Annotated in this window: 20 protein-coding genes; 8 read left to right on the top strand and 12 right to left on the bottom strand. The window is 70.4% G+C overall.

Annotated elements, in window-relative coordinates; genetic code table 11:
• Positions 1-82: 82 nt before the first annotated feature.
• The 5 genes from rlmB to AB0C62_RS10435 form a co-directional block, all read right to left on the bottom strand.
• Positions 83-1027, bottom strand: a complete 945-nt coding sequence (gene rlmB, locus AB0C62_RS10455) for a 23S rRNA (guanosine(2251)-2'-O)-methyltransferase RlmB (protein WP_362971557.1) — start codon at positions 1025-1027, stop codon at positions 83-85.
• Between the two features lie 119 nt (positions 1028-1146).
• The gene (cysS, locus tag AB0C62_RS10450) at positions 1147-2547 is read right to left on the bottom strand and encodes a cysteine--tRNA ligase (protein WP_362971555.1); all 1401 of its coding nucleotides are present in this window, start codon (positions 2545-2547) and stop codon (positions 1147-1149) included.
• Positions 2548-2785: 238 nt separating this feature from the next.
• A complete protein-coding gene (gene ispF, locus AB0C62_RS10445; RefSeq protein WP_362971553.1) occupies positions 2786-3310 on the bottom strand; it encodes a 2-C-methyl-D-erythritol 2,4-cyclodiphosphate synthase in 525 nt (174 codons plus the stop codon).
• A complete protein-coding gene (gene ispD / locus AB0C62_RS10440) occupies positions 3300-4052 on the bottom strand; it encodes a 2-C-methyl-D-erythritol 4-phosphate cytidylyltransferase (protein ID WP_362971551.1) in 753 nt (250 codons plus the stop codon). Before ispD ends, ispF begins: the two co-directional genes overlap by 11 nt.
• Positions 4053-4432: 380 nt before the next feature.
• Positions 4433-4915 (bottom strand): CarD family transcriptional regulator, encoded by a 483-nt coding sequence (locus AB0C62_RS10435; RefSeq protein WP_003953493.1) that lies wholly within the window; start codon positions 4913-4915, stop codon positions 4433-4435.
• A gap of 724 nt (positions 4916-5639) precedes the next feature.
• Here AB0C62_RS10435 and AB0C62_RS10430 point away from each other — a divergent pair.
• Positions 5640-6305 (top strand): DUF461 domain-containing protein, encoded by a 666-nt coding sequence (locus tag AB0C62_RS10430; RefSeq protein ID WP_362971549.1) that lies wholly within the window; start codon positions 5640-5642, stop codon positions 6303-6305.
• A gap of 129 nt (positions 6306-6434) precedes the next feature.
• Here AB0C62_RS10430 and AB0C62_RS10425 read toward each other — a convergent pair whose 3' ends face one another.
• Positions 6435-7115, bottom strand: a complete 681-nt coding sequence (locus tag AB0C62_RS10425; RefSeq protein WP_009340348.1) for a response regulator transcription factor — start codon at positions 7113-7115, stop codon at positions 6435-6437.
• Complete coding sequence (locus tag AB0C62_RS10420; RefSeq protein ID WP_081218027.1) at positions 7112-8389, bottom strand: ATP-binding protein; 1278 nt, start codon at positions 8387-8389, stop codon at positions 7112-7114. Before AB0C62_RS10420 ends, AB0C62_RS10425 begins: the two co-directional genes overlap by 4 nt.
• A 246-nt stretch (positions 8390-8635) precedes the next feature.
• Here AB0C62_RS10420 and phoU point away from each other — a divergent pair, with 246 nt between their 5' ends.
• Positions 8636-9337 carry a phosphate signaling complex protein PhoU gene (gene phoU / locus AB0C62_RS10415; RefSeq protein ID WP_081218029.1) on the top strand — a complete coding sequence of 234 codons (702 nt, stop codon included), beginning with the start codon at positions 8636-8638 and terminating at the stop codon, positions 9335-9337.
• A gap of 151 nt (positions 9338-9488) precedes the next feature.
• Positions 9489-9641: a hypothetical protein gene (locus AB0C62_RS10410; RefSeq protein ID WP_362971547.1), complete on the top strand. Its 153-nt coding sequence runs from the start codon at positions 9489-9491 to the stop codon at positions 9639-9641.
• Between the two features lie 88 nt (positions 9642-9729).
• Here AB0C62_RS10410 and AB0C62_RS10405 read toward each other — a convergent pair whose 3' ends face one another.
• From AB0C62_RS10405 to AB0C62_RS10395, 3 genes are all read right to left on the bottom strand, one after another.
• Entirely contained in the window at positions 9730-10497 is a 768-nt protein-coding gene (locus AB0C62_RS10405) for a calcium-binding protein (protein ID WP_362971545.1), read from the bottom strand.
• Positions 10498-10640: 143 nt separating this feature from the next.
• Complete coding sequence (locus tag AB0C62_RS10400; RefSeq protein WP_362971543.1) at positions 10641-11108, bottom strand: VOC family protein; 468 nt, start codon at positions 11106-11108, stop codon at positions 10641-10643.
• Positions 11109-11211: 103 nt separating this feature from the next.
• A complete protein-coding gene (locus AB0C62_RS10395; protein WP_362971541.1) occupies positions 11212-11715 on the bottom strand; it encodes an ATP-binding protein in 504 nt (167 codons plus the stop codon).
• A 155-nt stretch (positions 11716-11870) separates the two neighbouring features.
• Here AB0C62_RS10395 and AB0C62_RS10390 point away from each other — a divergent pair, with 155 nt between their 5' ends.
• Positions 11871-12785 (top strand): helix-turn-helix transcriptional regulator, encoded by a 915-nt coding sequence (locus AB0C62_RS10390; protein ID WP_362971539.1) that lies wholly within the window; start codon positions 11871-11873, stop codon positions 12783-12785.
• Positions 12742-12879, top strand: a complete 138-nt coding sequence (locus AB0C62_RS10385; RefSeq protein ID WP_323178192.1) for a DUF397 domain-containing protein — start codon at positions 12742-12744, stop codon at positions 12877-12879. Before AB0C62_RS10390 ends, AB0C62_RS10385 begins: the two co-directional genes overlap by 44 nt.
• Positions 12880-13064: 185 nt before the next feature.
• Here AB0C62_RS10385 and AB0C62_RS10380 read toward each other — a convergent pair whose 3' ends face one another.
• Positions 13065-13457, bottom strand: a complete 393-nt coding sequence (locus tag AB0C62_RS10380) for a hypothetical protein (protein ID WP_362971537.1) — start codon at positions 13455-13457, stop codon at positions 13065-13067.
• 242 nt (positions 13458-13699) lie between these two features.
• Here AB0C62_RS10380 and AB0C62_RS10375 point away from each other — a divergent pair, with 242 nt between their 5' ends.
• The 3 genes from AB0C62_RS10375 to cpt all read left to right on the top strand — a co-directional run bounded on the left by AB0C62_RS10375 (position 13700) and on the right by cpt (position 18016).
• A complete protein-coding gene (locus AB0C62_RS10375) occupies positions 13700-15118 on the top strand; it encodes an FG-GAP-like repeat-containing protein (RefSeq protein ID WP_362971535.1) in 1419 nt (472 codons plus the stop codon).
• 307 nt (positions 15119-15425) lie between these two features.
• Positions 15426-17387: an Ig-like domain repeat protein gene (locus tag AB0C62_RS10370; protein WP_362971533.1), complete on the top strand. Its 1962-nt coding sequence runs from the start codon at positions 15426-15428 to the stop codon at positions 17385-17387.
• Between the two features lie 92 nt (positions 17388-17479).
• Positions 17480-18016 carry a chloramphenicol phosphotransferase CPT gene (gene cpt / locus AB0C62_RS10365; protein WP_362971531.1) on the top strand — a complete coding sequence of 179 codons (537 nt, stop codon included), beginning with the start codon at positions 17480-17482 and terminating at the stop codon, positions 18014-18016.
• 132 nt (positions 18017-18148) lie between these two features.
• Here the strand turns inward: cpt and AB0C62_RS10360 are convergent, their stop codons facing one another.
• Positions 18149-18910 carry a phosphoglyceromutase gene (locus AB0C62_RS10360; protein WP_081218054.1) on the bottom strand — a complete coding sequence of 254 codons (762 nt, stop codon included), beginning with the start codon at positions 18908-18910 and terminating at the stop codon, positions 18149-18151.
• Positions 18911-19033 lie beyond the last annotated feature (123 nt).

The following is a 19033-nucleotide window of genomic DNA, read 5'->3' as shown; positions in this document are numbered from 1 at the left end:
ACCGCGTCGATCTGTCCGGACCGCGTCAAGGTCGTCCCGGACATCCCGATTACCCCACGGGGGTGACCTCTGGGACGTTTGTTCAGGCGCGTCGTCGAGCTGCCTCGTAGAGCACAACTCCCGCCGCGACACCGGCGTTCAGCGACTCGCCGCCGCCGGGCATCGGGATCCGCACGCGGAAGTCGCAGGTCTCGCCCACGAGTCGGGACAGTCCCTTGCCCTCGCTGCCGACGACGATGACGACGGGGCCGCCGAGGGCCTCCAGTTCACCGACCTCGACCTCGCCGTCCGCGGCGAGACCGACGACGACGAGCCCGGCCTTCTTGTACGACTCCAGGGCACGCGTGAGGTTGGCGGCGCGGGCGACGGGCGTACGGGCGGCGGCACCGGCCGACGTCTTCCAGGCACCGGCGGTCATGCCGGCCGCGCGCCGCTCGGGCACGACGACGCCGTGGCCGCCGAAGGCGGAGGCGGAGCGGACGACGGCGCCCAGGTTGCGCGGGTCGGTCACGCCGTCGAGGGCGACGATCAGCGGGTCCTGGCCCTGGTCGTACGCGGCGGCGGCGAGGTCCTCGGGGTGCGCGTACTCGTACGGCGGGACCTGGAGGACGAGACCCTGGTGGTTGAGTCCGTTGGTCATGCGGTCCAGCTCGGGACGCGGGGCCTCCATCAGGTGGATGCCGCCGCGCTCGGCGACGAGCTGGAGCGCCTCACGGACCCGCTCGTCGTTGTCGATGAACTGCTGCACGTACAGCGTCATCGCGGGGACGCCCTCGCGCAGCGCCTCGACGACGGAGTTGCGCCCGACGACCATCTCGGACGTGCCCTTGCCGCCACGGCCCTTGGGGTGGGCGGGGCGGCGGACGATCTGCTTCGCCTTGGCGTTGGCGACGCGGTTCTTCTTGTGTCCCTTGCGCGCTTCGGCGGGCGGGGTCGGACCCTTGCCTTCGAGGCCCCGGCGTCGCTGGCCGCCACTGCCGACCTGCGCGCCCTTCTTGCCGGACATGCGGCGGTTGTTAGCGGCCATGACCTACCTGTCTGTGTGAGGCGTGCGTACGTACGTATATGAAGTGTGCCGCCCGGAGGCCCGGGCGGCACAATCGATCAAGGTCGAGGGTGATCGGCGGGGGCCGGCGGAGCGGGTGCTCAGCGTGGTCCGAGCGTCCACCGGGGCCCCTGCGGGCTGTCCTCGATGACCAGGCCGGACTGGTTCAGCTGGTCGCGGATGGCGTCCGCGGTGGCCCAGTCCTTGCGGGTGCGGGCGGCCTCGCGCTGGTCGAGGACCATGCGGACGAGGGTGTCGACCGCGCCGTGCAGGTCGTCGCCGCGGTCGCCCTCGCCGGCCCAGTGCGGGTCGAGCGGGTCGAGTCCGAGGACGCCGAGCATGGCGCGCACCTCGGCGAGGCGGGCGACGGCGGCCTCCTTGTCGTCGGCGGCCAGCGCGGAGTTCCCCTGGCGGACCGTCGTGTGCACGACTGCGAGCGCCTGCGGGACACCGAGGTCGTCGTCCATGGCCTCGGCGAAGGCCGGCGGCACCTCGGCGGACGGCTCGACGACGCCCCCCGCCTTCTCGACGACCCGCTGCACGAAGCCCTCGATGCGCGCGAACGCCGACTCGGCCTCGCGCAGGGCCTCTTCGCTGTACTCGATCATCGAGCGGTAGTGCGGAGTGCCGAGGTAGTAGCGCAGCACGATGGGGCGCCACGTCTTGACCATCTCGGAGACGAGGACCGAGTTCCCGAGGGACTTCGACATCTTCTCGCCGCTCATGGTGACCCAGGCGTTGTGCACCCAGTACTTCGCGAACTCGTCGCCGAAGCCCTTGGCCTGCGCGATCTCGTTCTCGTGGTGGGGGAAGATCAGGTCGATCCCGCCGCCGTGGATGTCGAAGGCGCTGCCGAGGTACTTGTGGGCCATGGCCGAGCACTCCAGGTGCCAGCCGGGACGGCCCCGCCCCCACGGCGTCTCCCAGCTCGGCTCGCCCGGCTTGACGGCCTTCCACATGGCGAAGTCACGCGGGTCACGCTTGCCCGTCTCGCCCTCGCCCGACGGCTGGAGCAGGTTGTCGAGCTCCTGGTTGGAGAGCTGGAGATAGCCCGGGAAGGACCGGACGTCGAAGTAGACGTTCCCGTCGGACGCGTACGCGTGACCGCGCTCGATGAGCCCGCGCATCATCTCGATCATCTCGGGGATGTGCCCGGTCGCCCGCGGTTCGTAGCTGGGCGGCAGGCAGCCGAGCGCGGCGTAACCGTCGTTGAACGCGCGCTCGTTCTCGTAGCCGATGGACCACCAGGGGCGGCCCTGGTCGGCCGACTTGGCGATGATCTTGTCGTCGATGTCCGTGACGTTCCTGATGAACGTCACGTCGTAGCCGCGGTACTCGAACCAGCGGCGCATGATGTCGAAGCTCAGGCCCGAGCGGATGTGCCCGATGTGCGGTGCGGCCTGCACGGTGGCGCCACAGAGGTAGATCGAGACGCAACCCGGCACGAGCGGGGTGAAGTCACGGATCTGCCGGGCGCTGGTGTCGTACAGGCGAATGGTCACCACTCCAGGGTAGTGGGCCCCGGGTAGTGCCCCGCGACCCTTCCCCCGCAAGGGCAACGGATTCGTCACATACGGGGGCCGCCCGTCCCGCCGGGCTCCAAAGAGGGTGCCGTCAGGGCGGGCGGCAGGGCGGATCGCGCGGGCTGCCGGGACCGGAGAAGAGTGGACGTATCTACCCGTATGGGTGGAATACGTCCGGAAAAGGTGAACCGTTCGTCCGCGAGGTGCGGCGGTCGGCTCAGGGCGTCCGGACGACCAGAGCGGTGGCGACCGCCATCAGTCCCTCGTCCCGGCCCGGGAAGCCGAGGCCGTCCGTCGTGGCGCCGGACACCGACACCGGGGCGCCCACCGCGTCCGAGAGGATCTTCTGCGCCTCGTCCCGCCGCCTGCCGATCTTCGGACGGGGTCCGACGACCTGGACCGCGACGTTGCCGACGGTGAAGCCGGCCTCGCGGACGATCCGGGCCGCCTCCGTCAGCAGGACGACGCCCGACGCCCCGGACCACTCGGGCCGCCCGGTGCCGAAGTGGGCACCGAGGTCACCGAGACCGGCCGCGGAGAACAGGGCGTTGCAGGCGGCGTGCGCGACGACGTCCGCGTCCGAGTGCCCGGCGAGCCCGGGTCCCTCGCCCTCCCACTTCAGACCGGCGCACCACAGCTCCCGGCCCTCCTCGAAGGCGTGGATGTCGGTGCCGATCCCGACGAGCGGGAGCACGGGTGCCGGGGCCTGGGGTGCGGTCTGCCCGGTCGTCTCAGAACCCATCGTTCAGCCTCCGTCGCGCCAGGACCGCCTCCGCGAGGACCAGGTCCAGCGGGCGGGTCACCTTGAACGCCTCCTCGTGGCCGGGCACGACCACGACCTGCAGGCCCAGCTGCTCGACCATGCTCGCGTCGTCGGTCACGTCGTCGCTGACGGTCTCGTGGGCGCGTACGAGCGTGGCGCGGTCGAAGCCCTGGGGCGTCTGGACGGCCCGCAGCCGCGCCCGGACGGGTGTGGCCACGACCGGCTCGGGCTCCCCGGCGACGGCCGCGGGCTCGACCTCCTTGACGGTGTCGGCGAGCGGCAGCGCCGGTACGACGGCGGGGGCGCCGTCCCGTACGGCCTCGATGACGGCGTCCACGGTGTCGACGGGCACGAGCGGGCGGGCCGCGTCGTGCACGAGGACGATGTCGATGCCCGGCGGCAGCGCGTCGAGCCCGTACTTCACGGACTCCTGGCGGCTCTCACCGCCGGGGACGACGAGGAAGTCGGTGCGGTCCGGCAGCGCGTGCGCGTCCAGCAGCGACTTCACCTCGGCCGCGCCGTCCGGCGGGGCCACGACGACGACCAGGGAGACGGCGCGGGAGGCGGCCATCGCGCGGGCCGCGTGGATGAGCATGGGCGTTCCGTTGAGCGCGCGCAGTGCCTTCGGGGCGCCCGGACCGAGGCGTACGCCTCGTCCGGCGGCCGGAATCACGGCTGCGGTACGGGCCCCCGACGGCGCGGGAAGCGAAACGTCAGACATCGGTTCCTGTCAGGTTTGTGTGCTCGACCGGTATGGGTATGGCCTGGTGAGTACCCCCTGCTCGGTGAGCGGGGGGAGTGCCGGGCGTGACGCCCTGACCGGGGACCCTTCCGTGACATCCGGTCGAGTCGGCCGCCGGGCACATCGAGTATCGGACATGCCGGTACGGCGGGGGACAGTCGATGCCGGGTGAACATCCGGTGGATCCGGGTGAACCGCGTCAAGCGCGCAAGTCAAGCATGCGGGGCTCGTGCGGGTACGAACATGCCGCAGCGCCCGGCGACAGCAAATGCGTCATCGGGCACCGCGGCATTCATTGCGCAGCTGCGCGGGCTGGTGCGTACGTCAAGACGGCTGGCGTCTCGGCGACTGAGCCGGCGTCAGGACGCGAGGACCTCGTCCAGCAGGGCCTCGGCCTTGTCCTCGTTGGTGTTCTCCGCGAGAGCGAGCTCGCTCACCAGGATCTGGCGCGCCTTGGCGAGCATGCGCTTCTCACCGGCGGAGAGTCCGCGCTCGCGCTCACGACGCCACAGGTCACGCACGACTTCCGCGACCTTGATGACATCGCCGGAGGCGAGCTTCTCCAGATTTGCCTTGTAACGACGGGACCAGTTCGTGGGCTCCTCGGCGTACGGTGCGCGCAGCACCTCGAAGACCCGGTCCAGCCCGTCCTGACCGACCACATCACGCACGCCGACGAACTCCGCATTGTCCGCTGGCACACGTACCGTCAGATCGCCCTGGGCGACCTTCAGCACCAAGTAGGTCTTGTCCACGCCTTTGATCTGGCGAGTTTCGATAGCCTCGATCAGCGCGGCCCCGTGATGGGGATAGACCACGGTGTCGCCAACCTTGAACGTCATGTGACAGGTACCCCTTCCGTGGCTATCCAGAATACCACGGAAACGGCGTCTTCTGAATGGCGTTTTCGCAGGTCAGGGCACATCTCGGGGCTTGACAACCGCAACAGGAACGTGCTGCGGGAGGCGAGCGGAAGAGGGTATTCGCAGGTGGGAGCGGCTGTCCAGGCGGAGTGAAACGCGTACGTTACACACACCCGGAACCCCTGAACAGGGTCCGAACATCCTGATTTGTCCGCCTCCAGGAGCGCGACTTCCGCTACTCCGTTCGATGAGCGCGGCCGGGCGCGGAGCGATTCCGGAATTGATCAAGACGATCGGTGATCACGTGCCCGATGACGTGATGATCGGCCGGCGATGACCTGGCGTTCCGGCACCGTGATCGATTTTCCGGGCGGCCGGGCATTCATTCCCCGAAATGCGCGAGGCCGGCTCCGTGGAACTTATGTGAATGGCGGACGAGGGCGCGATCAAAGGAGCCGACGACTCGCCCGGGCGAGTCGGGAAGAGCGGGGCGCACACCCGGCGCACCGGAGCCTCTCGGGCGCGTGTCCGACTCGGCTGCGGGACCCCGGCACCCTTCCGTCGAGCAAAGTCGGGCGCTTGGGGAGGGTCGGGTGCGGTCACGTGGGAACGGATCGGTAACCTAAGGCCGCTGACAGACCCTTAGGGCGGCTTTACACAGGAGTCGCCCTGCTTCGCCCACGTTCAAGGAGTTGCCGCCGCCGTGAGCAGCAGCCTTCGACGCGGCGCCTCCGCCGCCGCCGTCATCGCGTTCTCGATCGCCTCGCTCGCCGCGTGCGGTGCGGGCAGCGATGCCCAGACGTTGGAGGTCAAGCCGGACAACGCGGCCACCTCCGTGGGCAACATCAAGATCCAGAACGCGCTCGTCATCACCCAGCCCGACGTCAAGGCGACCGGTCCGGCGGTGATCTCCGCGACGCTGTTCAACAGCGGCACCACCGCGCAGACCCTCGACTCGATCGCCGTCGACGGCGGGGGCACCGCCCAGATCACGCCCGCCACCGGCAAGGGCAAGCTGACCGTCCCGGCCGGCGGTTCCGTCATCCTCGGTGGCAAGGGCAACGCCTCCGCCGCGCTGGCCAACCCGGGCGAGACCGTCCTGAACGGCAGCGCCCAGAAGGTCACCTTCGGCTTCAGCGAGACCGGTGACGTGAGCCTGCGCGCCTTCGTCGTGCCGGCCGAGAGCTACTTCACCAAGTGGGGGCCGAGCGACATGCCGTCCGCGCCCGGCGCGTCGGCGGGCACCTCCGTCTCGCCTTCGGGCTCGGCCACGGGCTCCCCGTCCGCGTCCACGTCGGGCAAGCCGTCGGACGGCGCGTCGTCGTCCGCCACGGGCACGGCCACCTCCTCGGCGTCCGCCGGACAGTGATCCACCGGGCGTCCGGGAGGGCCTCGGGCACTCCCGGCGGCCCGCAGGGACACAGCTGACACGCACGAAGGGCGGGACCCCTCCCGGGGGTCCCGCCCTTCGTCGTGCTCAGGGGAGCGTGGGGCCGGTCTACGGCTCGAACTTGTAGCCGAGACCGCGCACCGTCACCAGGTAGCGGGGCGCGCCCGGGTCCGGCTCGATCTTCGCGCGCAGCCGCTTGACGTGGACGTCGAGGGTCTTGGTGTCACCGACGTAGTCGGCGCCCCAGACCCGGTCGATGAGCTGCATACGGGTCAGCACACGGCCCGCGTTGCGCAGCAGCATCTCCAGGAGGTCGAACTCCTTCAGCGGCAGGTCGACCTTGGAGCCGGAGACGGTGACCACGTGACGGTCGACGTCCATGCGGACGGGACCGGCCTCCAGGGCGGCCGGGGTGACCTCCTCGGGCTCCCCGCGGCGGCGCAGGACGGCCCGGATGCGGGCGACCAGCTCCCGGGAGGAGAAGGGCTTGGTGACGTAGTCGTCGGCTCCTATTTCGAGGCCCACGACCTTGTCGATCTCGCTGTCCTTGGCGGTCACCATGATCACCGGGACGTTGGAGCGGCCGCGCAGCTGGCGGCAGACCTCGGTGCCGGGCAGCCCCGGCAGCATCAGGTCGAGGAGGACGAGGTCGGCGCCGTTGCGCTCGAACTCGTCGAGTCCGTCGGGCCCGGTGGTCGCGATGGCGACCTCGAAGCCCTCCTTGCGGAGCATGTACGACAGGGCGTCGGAGAAGGACTCCTCGTCCTCGACGACGAGCACACGGGTCACGGAAGGACCTCCGGGGCAGGAAGCGGTTCGTACGGGGATGTGACGGTGGTCGTCCCGTCGGGCTGCTCGGTCTCGTCCTCTTCGTCGAGGCCGGGCATGTGGTGATCGGTCACGCGGTCGCGGGCCGCACCCGCCTCCGGCAGCCGCAGGGTGAACGTGGAGCCCTGACCCTCGGAGCTCCACACCGTGACCTCCCCGCCGTGCGAGGCGGCCACGTGCTTGACGATGGCCAGCCCGAGCCCCGTACCACCGGTGGCACGGGAGCGGGCCGGGTCGACTCGGTAGAAGCGCTCGAAGACGCGCTCCTTGTCCTTCTCCGAGATGCCGATGCCCTGGTCGGTCACGGCGATCTCGATGTGTTCCCCGCCGGGCGCCGTCACCCGGCGGACGGCTATGCCGACGCGGGTGCGGGCGGGCGAGTAGTTGACGGCGTTCTCGACGAGGTTGCCGAGGGCGGCGGCCAGCTGGCCCCGGTTCCCCCACAGGCTGAGGTCGGCGGTGCCGCCGGCCGCCATGGTGATCTGCTTGGTGCCGGCCTGGTGGCGGCAGCGGTCGATCGCCTCGGCGACGAGTTCGTCGACACGGACGGGCTCGGCGTCCTCCAGGGGGTCGTCGTTCTGCACCCTCGACAGGTCGATGAGCTCCTGGACGAGGTTGGTGAGGCGGGTGGCCTCTATCTGCATGCGTCCGGCGAAGCGCTCCACGGCCTCCGGGTCGTCCGAGGCGTCCATGACGGCCTCGGAGAGCAGGGAGAGGGCGCCGACCGGCGTCTTCAGCTCGTGGCTCACGTTCGCGACGAAGTCACGGCGTACGGCTTCGATGCGCCGGGCCTCCGTCAGGTCCTCCACGAGGAGGAGCACCAGGCGCGATCCGAGGGGGGCCACCCGCGCGGAGACGGCGAGGGCCTCTCCCCGCCCTGTCCCCCTCCTGGGCAGATCCAGCTCCACCTGGCGTATCTCCCCGTCGCGGCGGGTGTCACGCGCCATCTGGAGCATCGGTTCGACGGCGAGTTTGCCGCCCCGCACCAGTCCGAGGGCGTACGCCGCCGAACTGGCCTTGACCACGGCGTCCGCTTCGTCGAGTACCACTGCCGATGACCTGAGCACGGAGAGCACGGTGTCGACACCCGGCGGAAGCACCGGATCCGTGTGCAGAGAAGTGCGGGTCGGGCGTTTCTGGTCGCGCTCGCTCCAGCGGAACGCCAGCATGGCGATGACACCGGTAAGTACTCCGGCGATCGCTGCCGCTGCGGCGACCGCCGCGTTCACGTCCATGCACCCAGGTTAGGCATGCCGTCGCTCCTGGCCACAGCCATCCGAGTGCGACCTCGAACACTCGTCGCCCAGAGTTCACCCAGGAGCCAGTGTTGGTTCATTTGGGGTGCCGGAAACGGACGCGTACGAGCCGGATCGTGGGAGCGTGGGGTTCACGGGTCCCGTCCGCCGTCCTCCAGGTGGCCGGAACTGGCCGGTCCCGGACCCCGGACCCCCCGGAAGCTGACGTAAGAGAGGGACAACCACATGCGTGACGCGTATCACGAGGAACTTGACTCGATCGGCGACGGCCTGGTCGAGATGGCCCGGCTCGTCGGGTCGGCGATCGGGCGCGCCACGACTGCCATCCTCGACTCCGACCTGAAGCTGGCCGAGACCGTCATCGCGGCCGACCAGAAGGTCGACGACCTCCAGCACGAGCTGGAGGCCCGCGCGATAGCCCTGCTGGCCCGCCAGCAGCCGGTCGCCACGGACCTGCGCATCGTCGTGACCTCGCTGCGGATGTCGGCCGACCTGGAGCGTTCCGGCGACCTGGCCCAGCACGTGGCCAAGCTGGCCCGGCTGCGCTTCCCGGACAAGGCGATCCCGCACGACCTGCACGCCACGATCCTGGAGATGGGCCAGCTCGCCCAGCGCCTGATGGCGAAGGCCGCCGAGGTCATCATCACCAAGGACGTCGACCTGGCGATGCAGCTGGAGCAGGACGACGACGAGATGGACCTCCTGCACCGCACGCTGTTCCAGCACCTGCTGGACGACAAGTGGAAGCACGGCATCGAGACGGCTGTCGACGTCACGCTGCTCGGCCGCTACTACGAGCGCTTCGCCGACCACGCGGTGTCCGTCGCCAAGCGCGTCGTCTACCTGGTCACCGGCGAGCACGCGGACGAGCTGCAGCCGGACATCCAGCCCGACATCCAGCCGGCCGCGGGGGTCGAGGGGGTCTGAGCCCCCGGGCGGGGCGTGGGATTCGCGCCCGGGGCGCGCGAGAAGCCCCAGTGCGCTGTTGATGCGCCGGGCCGAGTGGGCATGAGATGGGCGAACAGGAGCTGTGCGGCGCGGTCCGCCTCGCACGCCTCCGTGCCTGAAGGAGGGTCCCATGGCCGAATCCCCCAGCACGCCCGATCCCACGCAGGACCGCGACACCCAGCAGCCCGCCGAGGTCAGGAGTCTCCCGCTGTTCGGCGCCTGCGGGTGCGGCTCCGGCTGCGGCTGCGGCTGCCAGTCGGGCAATCCGTGCCAGTGCGGCTGATCGTGTCCGTACGAAGCGAAGGGCCCCGTCGTCGTGACGGGGCCCTTCGCGTACGTCCGGCGAGCGCGACCGAGGACGCGTCGACTCCCTACTTCAGGGCGACGCCGTCGCCGTAGGCGGTCGCACCGCTCGTCGTGCCGGTGCCGGCGAACGTCCAGCGCCAGGTGCCCGCGGACTGCGCGGTGACCGTGGCCTTGAGCTTGCCGCTGCTGTCGCTCTTGACGGTCTTGACCGTGCTGTACGACGACGCGCCCGACTTCTTGAACTGGAGCGCGACGGACTGGCCGGTGTACCCCGCGTACACGTTGGTGTCCCAGTTGGCCCGGGTCAGCTTCCCGGTGACCGTGAGGGTGTGGCCCTTGGCGACGGGCTCGGGCGAGGCCTGGGTGTTCGCCAGCTCGGCGAAGCGCTTGACCTTGATCGGAGCGCCGGTCTCCAGGTCGTAGAAGTTCCCGTCCTTCGCGGCGGCCTCGGCGGTGAAGTGCCAGGTTCCGGCGGAGCTGTTCTTGAGGTCGTAGTAGTCGGTGCGGTTCGCGTCGAGGGTGTACTTGAACACGCACTTCATGGTCGTCGAGGACGGCCGGGTGCAGCTGACGGAGCCGGGGTGGACGATCCGGTCGTCGGGGCTGACGAGCTTGCCGCCCCAGATGTTGTCGATCCCGGACCCGTCCCTGGCGGTGGCCGTGACGGTCACCGCCTGCGCCTTGCTCACGCCGACGTTGACGGTCGTCCTGCTGAAGGACAGCGAACTGAAGACGGTGTCGCCCTTCTTGGTGTCCGCGTGTGCCGCGGGCGCCAGGAACGACAGCAGGGCGAGGGTGCCGGCGGTGGCGGCCGCGGCGGTACGTATGCGCATGGTTCTCCAGGAACTCGGCCGGATCGTGGTCCGGGTAGGGGAGAGACACCTGGGGAGCCCGGTTGGTTGTACGGGAGAGGGCGGCGACCTGCGCGTACGCCGGTGCGGCGGCTCCTGAGGGCGCTCGCCTGAGGTCGCTCGGCTCAGACGACGGGCTCCCCGACGCCGATGAGGTTGCCCTCGCTGTCGTGGAACCAGGCTCCGCGTTCGCCGCGGGCCCCCTTGCTCGGGTAGTTCCCCTCGACCTCGGCGATCCCGGCCCGCGTCCGCAACGCCGGCAGGTCGACCTCCTCGAACACCACCCCGCGCCGCTTCAGCTCCGCGACGACCGCCTCGATGTCGTCGACGCCCAGCGCCATCTGCGTGAAGGTCCCCGGCGAGGCGCCGGTCGACGCGAACAGCACGAACTCGCCGTCCCCGCACCGGTACAGCAGCCCGCCGGGCCGCTCGTCCACGGGGTCGAGCCCGAGCACCTCGGAGTAGAAGCGGCGGGCCCGCTCCAGATCCTGAGCGGGCAGCCGTGTCGCCACGCCCCGCGCACGCGCCCCCAGATCGTCCCCGCCGCCGGTCCCGCTGCTGTCGTCCCCGCTGCGCGCGCTGTCTGCGTCCATGCCTCCACTGTGCCGCGCACCGCGCCTGCTCGCCCGGAGCCGGTACGGGTACGGGCAGGGGGAGGGGTAGGGGTACGGGCAGGGGCAGGGGTACTGATCCCGGTCAGGTCGCCGGCTCCGTCGGTACCTCGGCCCAGACGGTCTTGCCCACGGGCTGTCGAGGAGTCCAGCCCCAGCGCACGGCCAGGACGTCCACCAGGAGCAGACCCCGCCCGGACTCCCCGTCGGGACAGGTCGGGGGCGGGGCGGCGGGCGGCCGTTTCGCGGCGGCCGCGTCGCAGACCTCGATCCGGACGAGTCCGGCCTCCTCGTCGAGACCGAGCCGGATGCGGCAGCCGTGCCCCGGGACATGGCCGTGCCGTACGGCGTTCGCGGTGAGTTCCCCGACGACGAGGGCGACCGCGCAGGAGGCGTCCGACTCCGGCGGATACCCCCAGTCCTCCATCCACCGCACGGCGAGACGCCGGGCGAACCGAGCGCCTCGCGGCGAGGAGGCGAACGAAGCGGTCGGTGCGGTCGGTGCGGTCGGTGCGGTCGGTGCCCCGGTATCCGCCGTGTCCGCTTCCGTCGGAGGTTCGTCGTCCGAGGTGGTCGTTCCTGTCAGCACGGTGTGTCCGTCCTTGCCGTCGTCCCCGAGTCGTCACGTTCCGTACTCAAGAATCGACGGCCACCCCTACGCTCGGTAGGTGACGGAGCCTTACCTTTCGGTTCGTAAGGAACGGAAGTGACGCCTTGGCCAACGGAATCGACCCCAGTACGTCGATGGCGGCGCTCTTCGGCTCACGGGTGCGCCGCCTGCGTACGGAAGCGGGGCTGACCCAGGCGGAACTGGGCCGCAGGACCCACGTGGTGAGCACCCGGATCACCCAGATCGAGCGGGCCTCCGGCGCGAAGCCCACGCTGGAGCTGGCGCGGGCCCTCGACGAGGCGCTCGGCGCGGACCAGTTGCTCGTCGAGCTGTGGCCCTACGTGTATCGGGAGGCGTTTCCGGACTGGTCCAGGAAGTTCATGGCCTACTCGGAGCAGGCCATGTCGATCGGGGAGTACGCGGCGCACGTGGTGCCGGGTCTTCTCCAGACGGGGGCATACGCGCGGGCCGTGCTGAGCGTTGGCCTGACGCTCAGCAGCGAGGCTCAGTTGGAGGAGAGGCTCGCGGCGCGCTTGGGGCGTCAGGAGCGGCTCGACTCTGCCGATCGGCCCGAGCTGTGGGTCGTCCTGGACGAGGCGGTACTGCGGCGTCCCATCGGCGGTCCTGCCGTGATGCGCGAGCAGTTGGAGCGGTTGCTCACCGCTGCGGCGCAGCCGCACATCACCGTTCAGGTACTCCCCTTCGAGCAGGGCGAACATGACGCCATGGGCGGCTCGTTGACGATCCTGGCGCTCCCGGACGGCTCGGACGTCGCTTACACCGAAGGCGCGCACTACGGCCAACTCATCGAGGATTCGGCCGAGGTCAGGAGATTCGCCCTGACCTACGATCGGCTGCGGGCGGCGGCGCTGCCCCCGCTCATGTCACTGGACATGATCCGATCCGTGATGGAGGGCAACCACCGTGGAGCGAAGGTCCCGTCCCGATCAGAACGGCGCCGCGTGGCGCAGGAGCAGTTACAGCAATCAGGAGGGCGGCAATTGCGTGGAGGTGCAGGACGGAGTCCCCGGCATCGTCCCCGTGCGTGACAGCAAGGCGCCGCACGGACCCGCGCTCGCCTTCGATACCGGCGTATGGGCGCTGTTCATAGGCGAGTTGAAGGCCGGTGACCACCACCACTGAGCGAACCGGGCGCCGGTCACCCTCCGCCTTTCGGCCCCGCAGGTCGGTTCACCCCTTCCAGACCTGCGACGGCTGCGAACGCGCCTTCCGCGCACCGGCCCCGGGCCACTGCCGGGACTGCCGGTCGAGAGGCCGTCTGAGCGCGGCGAGTTGAGTCGCACGGGCCGCCGGTCCCGGGTCCGACGTCAGTCCTCCGAGACGTAGCAGTCCTTGACGGCGACACCGACGAAATCACAGGTGGCCGCTTCCTTTTCGTCCTCGGCGGGGTGCTGCCGCAGGAAGGAGGCCGTCGCACGCGTCCCGGCGTCGAAGCAGGCGGGGTTCTGCACGACCATCCCGGTGAGGACCTTTGTCCGGGCGGTCAAGAAGGTGTGCTGCCGCGGATCGCCGCCGACGCGGTGCTCCAGGTCCAGTTGCTTTCGGACCTGACCGGCCCGTGCCGTGAAGTCCCGTGCGGCCTGCTCGCAGCGCGCGGACCGCTCGGAACCGGAGTCGTGCAGGGTCGCCCCGACGGCGTACCCACCCAGGGCCACCGTCATCGCCGCCGCGCCGAGCAGCGCGATCATCGAACGCTTCATGAGCGGGGATGCTATCCGCCCAGGTGAGACGGCTGAACACCGCTCGGGCCGGACGGTCGCCGACCCATGGACCGGGCGGGTTCACACGTTCTCTACCCGTACATGGGCAACCGTTCATGTGTCCCGAGGGTCTGGAGTGGTGACGCCCGTACGGCGTACAGCGCACGGACCGTACACGGACCGGCGGGCTCGTAGGCAGACGGCACAGGACGAAGCGGGACGACACGGGAGTGGTGAACGGCATGGGACGGCGACGGATCCTCGCGGCGTGTGCGACGGCGCTGGCGGTGACGGGCGGGGCCTTGGGCATGGTGCCCGCGCACGCGGCACCCAACAGTGGATCGGCCGCCGCCCGCGCCGGTGACCTCGACGGCGACGGTTTCGGCGACCTCGCCGTCGGCTCCCCCGGCGGCACGATCGCGGGGTACGCGAAGGCCGGCTACGTCTCGGTGATGTACGGCACCGCGCAGGGCGTACGCACCACCCGGCACAAGGGCATAACCCAGCAGACGTCGGGCATCCCCGGGACGCCCGAGGCGGGCGACCGGTTCGGGTCCGCCGTAGCCGTGGGCGACGTGGACGGCGACGGGTACGCGGACCTGGTCATCGGCGCGGGCGGCGAGGCGATCGGCACGGTGAAGGGAGCCGGTTCGGTCACCGTCGTGTTCGGCGCCAAGGGCGGACTGGGCAACAAGGCCATCGCCTTCAACGCACCGACCCCGACGGCCCGTCAGGGCTTCGGCGACCGGATCGCGGTCGGCGACTTCGACCACGACGGCCGGGACGACATCGCGGTCGTGGCGGGGACCAAGGTGCAGGTCGTGAAGGGTGCGGCCAAGCTGCGCGACACGGCGAAGCCCGCCATGAAGGCCTACACCCCGCCCGGCGGCGGCGTCGCGACCGGCCAGATCGCGGCGGCGGACGTGAACGGCGACGGGTTCACCGACCTCGCCACCGTCGCCTCCTTCGACGACCCGGCGGACGAGGGCACGCTCGGCGTCCTCGCCGGCTCGGCGTCGGGGCTCACCACGAAGACGCTGGGCAAGACCGGGCTGCCGTTCGAGGGGTACAGCATCGTCGCGGGCGACGTCACCGGCGACGGCAAGGACGACATCGTCATCGACACGAGCTTCGAGGACGGCCCGGACGACTACCTGCTCCGGCTGTACCCGGGCACCGCGGCGGGCCTCGGGGCGGGCGTGGCCTACGGAGGGTCGGCGCGGCCCGGCAGCGTGACCGGCCTCGCGGACTTCGACGGCGACGGCCACGCCGACCTGGTCACCTCCGAGGTCGGCGCGCCCGACCCGGACGGCTTCAACAACGCGGGCGCGGTGACGGTCGTGAAGGGCACCGGCTCGGGCCTGGACGCGGCGCACCAGCAGACGATCACGCTGGACACGCCGGGGGTGGCGGGCGCGAGCGAGGGCAACGACCTGTTCGGCAGGGCGGTGGCGGCGGGCGACTACGACGCGGACGGCAGGGCCGACCTGACCGTGGGCGTCCCGGGCAAGTACCTCGGCACCGGCGCGGTCAGCGTCATCCCCGGCTCCCCCACCGGCCCGACCGGCACGAACTCCATCCTGGTCAACCCGGAGTACCTGGACCACCCGACACTCAAGGCGGGCTTCGGCTCGGCCCTGGGCGCGACGACCCGCCCCTGAACAAGATCATTGCCTCCGGGCAGGATCAGCACCTCGGGCCCGGCCGGTCACACCACCGGTCGGGCCCGAGGTCCGGTTCGCGTCACGGGTGCGTCCGCCCCACGCCACGCGCGGAAAGCAAGCGCGTACACGTGATCTCCCCACTTCCCGAAAATCCCCTCCTCAACTGTCACAGACATGCCATACGCTGCTCCCAGCAGCCGCGCCCCGCACATCACCGCAGTTCCGTGGTGGTCATGTCCGGGTGCTGCGCGGCGCACTCGTCTCCCCGGTCGCGTACCGGGTTCCACGTGGGGGTAACAGCACTGTGCGTACGCGCAGCATCTCGATCGCGACGGCTGTCGCGGTCCTCTTCGGTTCGGCCGCGCTGAGTCTCGGTACCGCGGGCACGGCCTCGGCGGCTCCGGCCGCCCGGGTCGGCACGCCCGGCGGTCTGGCCGTGGACAGCGCCGTGAAGCGGGTGTTCGTCGGCGACAGCACCAACGGCACCGTCGTGGCCACCGACTACTCCGGTACGGTCCTCGGCTCGATCAAGGGCGTCACGGGCGTCAGCGACCTCGCGGTCTCGGACGACGGGGCGACCGTGTACGCGGCCGCGCCCGAGATCCACGAGATCTGGGCCATCGACGCGAGCACGCTCGGCCTCAAGGCCCGCTACACCGTCTCCACCAACACCGGCCCGCGCCATGTCGCGTTCAGCGGCGGCAAGGTGTGGTTCTCCTACGGCGACCAGTGGGACGGCAACATCGGCTCCGTCGACCCGACGGTCGACCCCGCGAGCGGCACCGACCCGGTGGCCCTGGAGCAGTTCCCGACCGAGGGCACGTCCGTCGGTATCTGGGGCCAGGCCCTGCTGGACACCGATCCGACCCAGCCCGGCATCCTCGCCGTCGGCGAGACCGGGCTGTCCACGGCCTCGATGGCCGTGCTCGACGTCTCCAGCGGCAAGCCCGCCCTGGTCGCCTGGCACAACGGCGACTACTCGCTGAACAACGGCATCGGCGACATCGACCTGGTGCCCGGCGGCAAGCAGGTGCTGGTCAACGGCAAGGACCGCGACGCCTACGCGGACGGCGCGTTCAAGGCGGCCGGCTCGTACCCCAACGGCCAGTTCGCGGACGTCGCCCCGAACGGCTTCCTCGCCCAGGTCAACGGCTCCAAGATCCTCACGTACGAGCCCAACGCCACTCTGCCGCTGCGCACGTACGACCAGGGCACGGCCCAGACCGCCGACCTCGCCTGGGCGCCGGACGACTCCCGGGTCTTCGCGCTCGTCAGCGCGGACGGCGGCTACAGCCTGAAGGTGCTCACCGGCACGGCGCTGAACAACCCGACCCTGACGGTCAACGCCCCGTCGAGCGCGACCCGCGCCAAGAAGCTCACCGTCACGGGCAAGCTCACCGCGAGGGTCGCGCTGCCGACCGGCGCGAAGCTCCAGGTCACCCGCACCGACCTGGACTCCCCGAACGGCAAGGCGCTGCCCACCGTCACCGTGAAGTCGGACGGCACGTACTCCTTCTCCGACACCCCGCCCGCCGGCGGCACGGTCACCTACAAGGTGTCGTACGCGGGCGACGCCGGGCACTCCGCGGTCACCGCGAGCGACAAGGTCGACGTCTCGCGCGCCTCGGCCTCGCTGAGCCTGAACAACAACGGCAAGGTGTACTCGTACGGCACCGACGTGACGTTCACGGCTCACCTCGGGACGACGTACAAGAACCGCACGGTCGAGATCTGGGCCAACCCCTACGGCGGTGACAAGCCCAACAAGCTGGTCAGGACCGGGACGGTCAGCTCCGGCGGCAACATCTCCGCGAAGATCGACATGACCCGCGACACCGAGGTCACCGCGATCTTCAAGGGCGACTCCCGCTACAAGTCGAAGACCGTCAAGGTCACGGGCTACGCCAAGGTGAAGAACTCCACCGCGGTGACGAAGCAGTACAAGACGGCCAAGATCGGCTCGCACTCGTACTACTGGTTCCACAAGAACACCGACCCGTTGCTCACCACGACGATGACGTACTACCCGGGCCGCAAGCAGCGCATGGACATGCAGGTCTACTACGCCGGTTCGTGGTACACCACCGACGGCAGCCCGCAGTACTTCAAGCTCGCCTCGAACGGCAAGTCCGGCGTGCGCCTGGAGGCCCCCGGCACCTCCGGCATCAAGGTGCGCATGCGCTCCTCGTACATCAACAACTCCTCGGGCGACAACGTCAACTCGACGACGTACGGCTCGTGGAAGTACCTGTACTTCTCCAACTAGCGCCGGAGAACGGCGCCCGGCCCCGAGCACCGGCCCCTCTCTCCCGGGAAAACCCGTGGAGAGGGGGGCCGTTCGGTGTCTACGGTGGCGCGGTGACGACTGCGGTGATCGTTCTCAACGGTGGTTCCAGTTCGGGCAAGTCCGGGATCGCCCGGTGTCTTCAGGCGGTCCTGCCGGACCCCTGGCTGGCGCTCGGGACCGACACCCTGGTCGACGCGATGCCGGCGGCCATGCGGGCATCGGACACGGGGATCGAGTTCGCTCCGGACGGCGAGGTGATCGTCGGGCCGGAGTTCCGGACGCTGGAGGCCGCGTGGATCGAGGGGATCGCCGCGATGGCGCGCGCGGGCGCCCGGGTCATCGTCGACGAGGTCTTCCTCGGCGGCCCGGCCTCACAACAGCGATGGCACGACGCCCTGCACGACCTGTCCGTGCTCTGGGTCGGCGTGCACTGCGCCCCCGCGATCGCCACAGGCCGCGAACTCGCCCGAGGCGACCGCCCCATCGGCATGGCCGCCTCCCAGGCGAATACGGTCCACCGGGGCGTGACCTACGACTTGGAGGTCGACACCTCACACACCGAGTCGATCGAGTGCGCGCGGATGATCGCGGCGCGAGTGGTCGGGTGACGGGCGCCGTCCGAACGGCGCCGAGCGAGACGCAACCCGAGACGGTCGGCAGCCGAGGGCAGCACCGCCCAGGCCCACGAGTAAGCCCCCCACCCGCGGAGAACCGCGGGCAGGGGGCTTCTTCAGTTCTGGTTACTTCTTCTTGCCCTGGTTCTTGACCGCCTCGATCGCTGCCGCTGCCGCGTCCGGGTCGAGGTAGGTGCCGCCCGGCTTGAGGGGCTTGAAGTCGGCGTCCAGCTCATAGGAGAGGGGGATGCCGGTGGGGATGTTCAGGCCCGCGATGTCGGCGTCGGAGATGCCGTCGAGGTGCTTGACCAGGGCGCGGAGGCTGTTGCCGTGGGCCGCGACCAGGACCGTGCGGCCGGTCAGCAGGTCGGGGACGATGCCGTCGAACCAGTACGGCAGCATGCGGACGACGACGTCCTTCAGGCACTCCGTCTGCGGGCGCAGCTCGGGCGGGAGCGTCGCGTAGCGCGGGTCGTCGAACTGCGAGTACTCGGCGTCGCGGTCGAGCGGCGGCGGCGGGGTGTCGTACGAGCGGCGCCAGAGCATGAACTGCTCCTCGCCGAACTCGGCGAGCGTCTGCGCCTTGTCCTTGCCCTGGAGGGCGCCGTAGTGACGCTCGTTCAGGCGCCAGCTGCGGTGGACCGGGATCCAGAGGCGGTCCGCGGACTCCAGCGCCAGCTGCGCGGTGCGGATCGCGCGCTTCTGGAGCGAGGTGTGGACCACGTCGGGCAGCAGGCCGGCGTCCTTGAGCAGCTCACCGCCGCGTACTGCCTCCTTCTCGCCCTTCTCGTTGAGGTTGACGTCCACCCATCCGGTGAACAGGTTCTTCGCGTTCCATTCGCTCTCGCCGTGGCGGAGGAGGATCAGCTTGTACGGTGCGTCGGCCATGCCTCCGAGCGTAATCGAACCCCCCGACCGCTCGCGCGCTCGGTCGCCAGTCGGACCCTCGGCTGGCGCTGGTCGCAGGCCCAGTACAACGCCGATCCCCGATAGCGTCATGGCGCTGCGGAC

The organism is Streptomyces sp. NPDC048643 (assembly GCF_040650615.1).
GTDB lineage: Bacteria > Actinomycetota > Actinomycetes > Streptomycetales > Streptomycetaceae > Streptomyces.
Note: the sequence above shows the minus strand (reverse complement) of the source record. Positions and strands in the feature narration are given on the sequence as shown.